This is a genomic window from Streptomyces sp. AC550_RSS872 (assembly GCF_019049285.1).
Classification (GTDB): domain Bacteria; phylum Actinomycetota; class Actinomycetes; order Streptomycetales; family Streptomycetaceae; genus Streptomyces.
The window spans coordinates 1-7,554 of sequence record NZ_JAGMUL010000079.1; the positions used below are offsets into that span (position 1 = coordinate 1).

5 protein-coding genes and 2 pseudogenes are annotated in these 7,554 nt (G+C 72.2%); 1 reads left to right on the top strand and 6 read right to left on the bottom strand.

From position 1 onward, the window contains the following. Window positions 1–255: 255 nt before the first annotated feature. From KUM44_RS27520 to KUM44_RS27535, 4 genes are all read right to left on the bottom strand, one after another. Window positions 256–3,078, bottom strand: coding sequence for a DEAD/DEAH box helicase (locus KUM44_RS27520; protein WP_217212107.1), 2,823 nt, complete (start codon window positions 3,076–3,078; stop codon window positions 256–258). A 110-nt stretch (window positions 3,079–3,188) separates the two neighbouring features. Next, complete coding sequence (locus KUM44_RS27525; RefSeq protein WP_217212109.1) at window positions 3,189–3,770, bottom strand: sugar kinase; 582 nt, start codon at window positions 3,768–3,770, stop codon at window positions 3,189–3,191. Then, window positions 3,767–4,918, bottom strand: coding sequence for an ROK family glucokinase (locus KUM44_RS27530; RefSeq protein ID WP_217212110.1), 1,152 nt, complete (start codon window positions 4,916–4,918; stop codon window positions 3,767–3,769). The genes KUM44_RS27525 and KUM44_RS27530 overlap by 4 nt, the downstream gene beginning before the upstream one ends. Before the next feature lie 140 nt (window positions 4,919–5,058). Further along, a complete protein-coding gene (locus KUM44_RS27535; RefSeq protein ID WP_217212116.1) occupies window positions 5,059–5,796 on the bottom strand; it encodes a GntR family transcriptional regulator in 738 nt (245 codons plus the stop codon). A gap of 129 nt (window positions 5,797–5,925) precedes the next feature. Here KUM44_RS27535 and KUM44_RS27540 point away from each other — a divergent pair, with 129 nt between their 5' ends. Then, window positions 5,926–6,948, top strand: a complete 1,023-nt coding sequence (locus KUM44_RS27540; RefSeq protein WP_217212112.1) for a Gfo/Idh/MocA family oxidoreductase — start codon at window positions 5,926–5,928, stop codon at window positions 6,946–6,948. 145 nt (window positions 6,949–7,093) lie between these two features. Here KUM44_RS27540 and KUM44_RS46890 read toward each other — a convergent pair. Together KUM44_RS46890 and KUM44_RS27550 are read right to left on the bottom strand one after the other, a co-directional pair. Beyond that, window positions 7,094–7,324, bottom strand: a pseudogene (locus KUM44_RS46890) (cytochrome P450); the annotation flags it as partial. A gap of 127 nt (window positions 7,325–7,451) precedes the next feature. Next, window positions 7,452–7,554 (bottom strand): annotated as a pseudogene (locus KUM44_RS27550) (IS481 family transposase); the annotation flags it as partial.

Sequence of the window (7,554 nt, forward strand, 5' to 3'; positions counted from 1 at the left end):
TCGACTCCCCCAACCCACCAGACTCGCCGTACCCCCTCGACTCCCCCAACCCACCAGACTCGCCGTACCCCCTCGACTCCCCCAACCCACCAGACTCGCCGCGCCCCCTCGACTCCCCCAACCCACCAGACTCGCCGTACCCCCTCGACTCCCCCAACCCGCCAGACGACACGCCCTGTCCGCTCGGCATGCCCAGCCCACTGGGCTCTTCCCGCCCGCTCAGCTCCCGCGACTCGCCGGTCTCTCCCGCCCCCGTCATGACTCCCCCCGCAGCGACACAAGGTCGGACAGCTCACGGTTCGTCAGTTCCGTGAGGGCCGATTCGCCGGAGCCCAGGATCGCGTCGGCGAGGGCCCGTTTGGATTCCAGCATTTCCGCGATGCGGTCCTCGACCGTGCCCTCGGTGATGAGGCGGTGGACCTGGACGGGCTGGGTCTGGCCGATGCGGTAGGCGCGGTCGGTGGCCTGCTCCTCGACGGCCGGGTTCCACCAGCGGTCGAAGTGGACGACATGGCCGGCGCGGGTCAGGTTCAGGCCGGTGCCCGCCGCCTTCAGGGACAGGACCAACACCGGCGTCGCGCCGCTCTGGAAGCGGTCCACCATGCGCTCGCGTTCCGGGACGGGCGTGCCGCCGTGGAGCAGGTCCACCGGGATCGCCCGCCCCGCGAGGTGGGCCGTGATCAGGCGGGCCATCCCCACGTACTGCGTGAAGACCAAGGCCGAGCGGTCCTCCGCCAGCAAGGTGTCCAGCAGTTCGTCGAGCAGTGCCAGCTTGCCGGAGCGGGCGGCCAGTCGCTCGGTCACCTCCGCCGTCTCCTCCTTCAGGTACAGCGCGGGGTGGTCGCAGATCTGCTTCAGGGAGGTGAGGAGCTTCAGGACCAGGCCGCGGCGCGCCATGCCCTCCGCCGTCTCGATGGCGTACATCGACTCACGCACCACCGCCTCGTAGAGCGCGGCCTGTTCACGGGAGAGCGGGACCGGGTGGTCCGTCTCCGTCTTGGGCGGCAGCTCGGGGACGATGCCGGGGTCGGACTTCTTGCGGCGCAGGAGGAAGGGCCGGACCAGGCGGGCCAGCCGGTCCACCGCCTCCTCGTCCTCGCCGTTCTCCACCGCGCGTGCGTGCCGGGCGCGGAAGGACTTGAGCGGGCCGAGCAGGCCCGGTGTCGTCCAGTCGAGCAGCGCCCAGAGCTCGGAGAGGTTGTTCTCGACCGGTGTGCCGGTCAGCGCCACGCGCGCGGGCGTCGGGATGGTGCGCAGGGCCTTCGCCGTGGCCGAGTACGGGTTCTTCACGTGCTGGGCCTCGTCGGCGACGACCATGCCCCAGGTGTGCTGGGCCAGCGTCGGGGCCGCCGAGCGCATCGTGCCGTACGTCGTCAGGACGAAGCCGCCGTCCATGTCCTCCAGGGTGCGGTCCGGGCCGTGGAAGCGGCGGACGGGGACGCCGGGCGCGAAACGGGTGATCTCCCGCTGCCAGTTGCCCAGGAGGGACGCCGGGCAGACCACCAGGGTCGGGGCCGTCCTGGCGCGCTTCAGGTGCAGGGCGATGACCGTGATCGTCTTGCCGAGGCCCATGTCGTCGGCGAGGCAGCCGCCGAGCCCCAGGGATGTCATGAGGTCCAGCCAGGCCAGGCCCCGGAGTTGGTAGTCCCGCAGCGTCGCCCTCAGTCCCGGCGGTGGATCAGCGGGCCGCACGCCCACCGTCAGCCGGTCTCGCAGGGCGGCCAGCGCGCCGACCGGCACCGCCTCGACCGTCTCGCCGTCGACTTCCGCGCTGCCCGTGAGGGCGACGGACAGCGCGTCGACCGGGTCGAGCAGGCCCAGTTCGCGCTTACGGGCCTTGCGGACCAGAGCCGGGTCGACCAGTACCCAGCTGTCCCGCAGCCGGACGACCGGCCGGTGCGCCTCGGCGAGCGCGTCCATCTCGGACTCGGTGAGCGGGTCGCCGCCGATCGCCAACTGCCAGCGGAACTGGAGGAGTTCCTCGCTCTCGAAGAACCCGGTGCCGTCGGTCGCCGAGCCCGGCGCGGGTCGTACGATCGCGGCCGCGCTGAGGTCCTGTGCCAGGTCCCGGGGCCAGTGCACCGCCACCCCGGCCGCCGCGAGCCGGGTCGTGGCCACGCCCAGGAGGTCGCCCAACTCCTCGTCGGACAACGCCAGTACGTCGGGCACGTCCTGCTCGGACAGCCGGTCGAGCGGCGCCCACACCCGGGCCGCGCGCCGCACCGCGAGCGCCGCGTCCACGCGGGCGCGTGGTCCGAAGGCCGCGTCGGCCTCGCCCGACCACAGGGCGGCCGCGTCGGCCACCAGGGTGGGGTCGGCGAGGCTGTGCACCTGGACGATCGCCGCGCCCGCGCTGCGTGCGCCGGCCCCGGTGTCGTCGAAGAGATCGTAGGCCGACAGGTCGAGGCGGAGTGAGATGCGCACGCCCGCGTCCATGCCGGCGGCGACCTCGGCCGCCCAGTCGTGGGCGTCGGGCAGACTCTGGGCCTCGCGTGCGGCGAAGGGCTTTCCGCAGGCGTACGGTGCGGCGGGGGTGCGGGGCAGGGTGTCCGCGACCGCGTCCAGGAAGGACCGCATCAGCGCCTCGGGCTGGGGCAGTCGCAATGGGCCGGGACCGGGCAGGGGGACCGCGTGGCCTTCGTGGGGCAGGGCGGCGGCGACCGCCCGCAGGTGGGCGATGTCGTCCGGGTCGAGCGGGCCGGCCCGCCAGGCGTCGCGGCCGCCGGCCGTCAGACCGGGCAGCAGCCGACCGCGCGCGGTGAGCCGCAGCGCGTGCAGTGCGGCCGCGCCCCAGCAGGCGGTGGCGGGGTGGGCGGCCGGGTCGCGCCGGGCCCGCACGAGCAGCGGCAGGGCTTCGGCGAGCGGCAACGACAGTGCGGGGGTGGTCCGGCGGCGGACTCCGGCCCCATGACGTCGTACGACGGTGAGCTCGGTGTCCTCGGCGGGCAGTGGACCGCCCTCCGGGTCCCAGAAGGCGATCCGCCCCTGGCGCGGGAGGGACGCGGGCAGGAAGACGGCGGCAAGCCGCACGGGGACGGCGTCCCCCGCGCCCTCGGCCACCGCGATGCGGTTGCTCATACGTCCTGTCACCTCCCGCCCATGAGTCGGATCAACCGTCTTCGACTCTACGGGCGGGGTCTGACAATCGGTCCCGGCGACCGGCTCGGGCCGCAGAGTTCACGAGGTGATCAGGGAACCGTGCGCGAGACGACGTAGACGAACGGGTTGGCCGGATCGGACATGTTTATGACGACGTTCTGGGTGGGCGCCGGCTTCTTCTGCTTGTGGGTGAAGCCGTACCACGGGCCGGGGCCCGTGAAGTTCCAGCCGGTGATCTCCTGGTCGCGGGCCGAGATGGTGATGGCGTCCCGCTTCAGCTCGTCCCGGCTGACGCCCATGGTCTGGAAGAACCAGTCCAGGTTCTTGTCGGCCGTCGAGAACTGGACGTAGAGACGGCTGGTCCTCCAGTTGTTCGTCTCGTAGTACGCGAGGTTGTACGAGTAGTCCGGGACCGGGATCTGGTAAAGGCGGCGCTGGACCCTCGACGGCCAGTGCGGGGTGAGGCCGGTCGCCGCGTACTTCTCCTCCTTGTCCTTGCCGCTGTCGCGGCTCTGGTTGGCGGAGATCACCAGGTAGCCGGCGGGGACGCCGATGAGCAGCACGATGATGAGCAGGGTGAGCGCCCTGCGGCGGATCATGTGGCGGCGGTCCTCGGTCGGCTGCTGCGGCTCGCCCGGGGAGTCGGCCTGGCGGGGTACGGACATGGTCACACCGACCCCTGCGACGACGACCGGCGGGCCTCGGCGAACCGCGCGTAGCGCTCGTACCGCTCGACCCGGCGCCGGTTGGCGCGCCGGAAGCGGCGGGCGACGAGGCGGGCCAGGTCGGCGGCGCCGACCATGCCGGCCTCGGGGCCGAGCTGGGCGCGGGTGATGCGGGCCTCCGGGCGGTAGCCGCGGCCGGTGAGGTGGCGTTTGAAGGCGTCCCGCGCGGGGCCGATCAGCAGGTCGTCGGCGGCCGACACACCGCCGCCGATCACAAAGCAGGACGGGTCCAGGGCGGCCGCGAGGTTGGCGATGCCGACGCCGAGCCACTGGCCGATGTCCTGGAGGAGCTCGATGCACATGGCGTCGCCCTCGCGGGCCAGCTCGGTGATCATCGGGCCGGTGATGTCGCCGATGTTGCCCTTGACGTGCTCGATGATCCCGTAGGCCACCGGCGAGTCGGCGGCGGCCAGCTCGCGTGCCTCTCTGACCAGCGCGTTGCCGGAGCTGTACTGCTCCCAGCAGCCGCGGTTGCCGCACGGGCAGCGGTGCCCGCCGGGCACGACCTGCATATGGCCGAACTCGCCGGCGACGCCGTACTTGCCGCGCTTGACCTGCCCGTCCTCCAGGATCGCGCCGCCGATGCCGGTGCCCAACGTGATCATGACGAGGTGGTCCTCGCCACGGCCGGCCCCGAAGCGCCACTCGGCCCAGGCGGCGGAGTTGGCGTCGTTGTCGACCAGCACGGGCACGGCGAGGCGGCCGGCGAGGCGGTCCCGCAGGGGCTCGTTGCGCCAGGACAGGTGGGGCGCGAACAGGACGCGGTTGCGGTCGGCGTCGACCCAGCCGGCCGCGCCGATACCGACGGCGTGCACGTCGTGCCGGTCGGACAGGTCCAGGACCAGCTCGACGATCGTGTCCTCGACGACCTTCGGGCTCTTGGACTTGTCCGGGGTCTCCGTGCGGAGCCTCTCCAGGATGTTGCCGTCGGCGTCTACGACGCCCGCCATCACCTTCGTCCCGCCGATGTCGATCCCGACGGTCGGCACACGGGGTGCGGTCAGGAGTGAGCGGCGCTCCCGGGGTCCCACGGCGCGGAGCACGGGGGCTCGCCGGGAGCCGATGGGGGCGGTGAAGTCGCGGTAGGTGCTCATCAGGCCCGATTCTGCCGCACGCTCACGCTGGGTGCCGAACGGGGCGGCCAAGGGCGGCGCGCGTCACAGCAATTTGTCCGGACATTACGACCAGCACATGCTCCGGCCCTCTCTCGCTCAGGTCCGTGCGACAGCGACACTCATGACCGTACGAGCAGCTGGAACTCGAAGGAGTACCGGGTCGGGCGATAGGTGTGAGTGCCGTACTCGACCGCTCGGCCGGTGTCGTCGAAGGTCACGCGCTGCATGGTGAGGAGCGGGGCACCCTCCTCCTCGGCAAGCCGCTCGGCCTCGGCGGCGGTGGCGGCGCGCGCGCCGATGGTCTGCCGGGCGCTGTGCAGGGTGATCCCGGCAGCGCGCATCAGCCGGTAGAGGCCGGTGGCCTCCAGCTGCGCGGTGTCCAGGTCGAGCAGGGCGGGCGGCAGGAAGTTGCACAGGTACGCCATCGGCTCACCGTGCGCGAGGCGCAGTCGCTCGATCCGGTGCACCTCGCTGTCCTCGGCGACCCCGAGCGCGGCCGCGACCTCGGCGGACGCCGGGACGACGGTGTTGACGATCACCTTGGTGGCCGGACGCTGACCGGCCGACTCCAGGTCGTCGTAGAGGCTGCTGAGCTCCAGCGGGCGCTTGACCTGACTGTGGACGACCTGAGTACCCACGCCCCGGCGGCGCACCAGCAGGCCCTTGTCGACCAGTGACTGGATGGCCTGGCGGACGGTCGGCCGGGACAGGCCGAGGCGTGCGGCGAGTTCGATCTCGTTGCCCAGCAGGCTGCCGGGGGTGAGCGCTCCGTGCTCGATCGCGGCTTCGAGCTGCTGGGACAGCTGGAAGTACAAGGGCACCGGACTGCTCCGGTCCACACTGAGCTCGAGTTCCACGGTCGGGTCCACTTCTGGTTTCGGCACGGCCTGACTGTAGCTCTACGCGTTGTTGACGGGAAGTCGTGTAGTTCGATTGTCCGGACATTTGCATTGACAGGGTGTGCACTGAACCCCCACTTTGTTTCCATGCGCATCGGGGTCATCGGTACGGGCCGTATCGGCACGATTCATGCCAACACGCTCAGCCGGCACCGCGACGTCGGATCACTGATCCTCACCGACGCGGATGTCGCGCGGGCCCAGGAGCTGGCTCACCGGCTGGGGGAGACAGCCGCGCCGGGCGTGGACGAGATCTTCCGGTGGGGCGTGGACGCGGTGGTGATCACGACGGCGACGTCGGCCCACGCCGAACTGATCGGTCGGGCAGCAAGGTCGGGTCTTCCCGTCTTCTGCGAGAAGCCGATCGCTCTCGATCTGCCGGGCACGTTGCACGCGATCGGGGAGGTGGAGACGGCCGGCACGATCCTCCAGATGGGCTTCCAGCGCCGCTTCGACGCGGGATACGTCGGCGCGCGCGAGGCGGTACGGTCCGGGCGGCTCGGGCGGCTGCACACCGTGCGAGCGCTGACCAGCGACCAGTCGCCTCCGTCGGCCGCCTGGCTGCCCCTGTCGGGCGGGCTGTACCGGGACACGCTGATCCACGACTTCGACGTGCTGCGCTGGGTGACCGGGCGCGAGATCGTCGACGTGTACGCGGCCGGGTCGGACGCCGGGCCCGCGATGTTCCGTGAGGCGGGCGACGTCGACACGGCGGCGGCGGTGCTCACGCTGGACGACGGCACGCTCGCCACGGCCACGGCGACGCGGCTGAACGGCGCCGGGTACGACGTGCGCATGGAGCTGGCCGGGGAGTCGGACCAGATCGTGGTGGGCCTGGACGACCGCACGCCGATCGCGTCCACCGAGCCGACCGGGCCGCCCGCGGCGGACAAGCCGTGGTCCGGGTTCCTGGAGCGGTTCGGGCCGGCGTACGAGGCGGAGCTGAACGCGTTCGTGGAGGTGGTGCGCGGCGAGCGGGCCAACCCCTGCGACGGGCGTGAGGCCCTGCAAGCCCTGCGGGTCGCGGAGGCGTGCGAGCTGTCGCGGCGGGAACGAAGGCCGGTCGCGGTCGCGGAGCTTCCGGGCGGGGCTTCGGCCGCGGCGCTGTGAAGGCTGCGGGCTCTGTGCAGGGCGCGGGCTCTGTGCAAGGCGCGGGCTCTGTCAATGCCGTGAATGCCGTGGCCCGGCGACGCACTCGTACGCCCCGACCGACGCTCCCCGCGGTGGCTGGACCGACCCCGGAGGCGGCCCACCACCAGCGCACCGGAAGACTCCGCACCCCGCGCATCAGCGGGCCCGGCGGCCACTCCCCCGGTGCCCCGTCCAGGGCCAGGCCCGGGGCGCGCTCCAGCAGGGACCGTATCGCCGTGCGGGCCTCCAGGCGGGCCAGGGATGCGCCCGGGCAGTAGTGGATGCCGTGGCCGAAGGCGAGATGGCCGCGGACGTCGCGGCGGATGCCCAAGCGGTCCGACGCCGGGAAGCGGGCCGCGCTCGCGCAGCCGCGCGTACACGGGATGCGGGTCGGTACGGAACTCCTCTCCGAACTCCCCCAGGTCGACCACTTCCGCCATGACGCCCCCTCCCACCACCTCGAGAACGCGCGGGAGCGGCGGCTAGTTGTATTGACCCGCAGGGTTGTTCACGCGGGTGATGGGTGGGTGGCCGCCGAGTGCGGTGTGGCAGCGGTGGTGGTTGTAGGTGTGCAGGAAGTCTGTC

Excerpts from the sequence above, each read along its gene's own strand:
- KUM44_RS27520 (WP_217212107.1), bottom strand. The coding sequence starts at position 3,078 with ATGAGCAACCGCATCGCGGTGGCCGAGGGCGCGGGGGACGCCGTCCCC.
- KUM44_RS27530 (WP_217212110.1), bottom strand. The coding sequence starts at position 4,918 with ATGAGCACCTACCGCGACTTCACCGCCCCCATCGGCTCCCGGCGAGCC.
- KUM44_RS27540 (WP_217212112.1), top strand. The coding sequence starts at position 5,926 with ATGCGCATCGGGGTCATCGGTACGGGCCGTATCGGCACGATTCATGCC.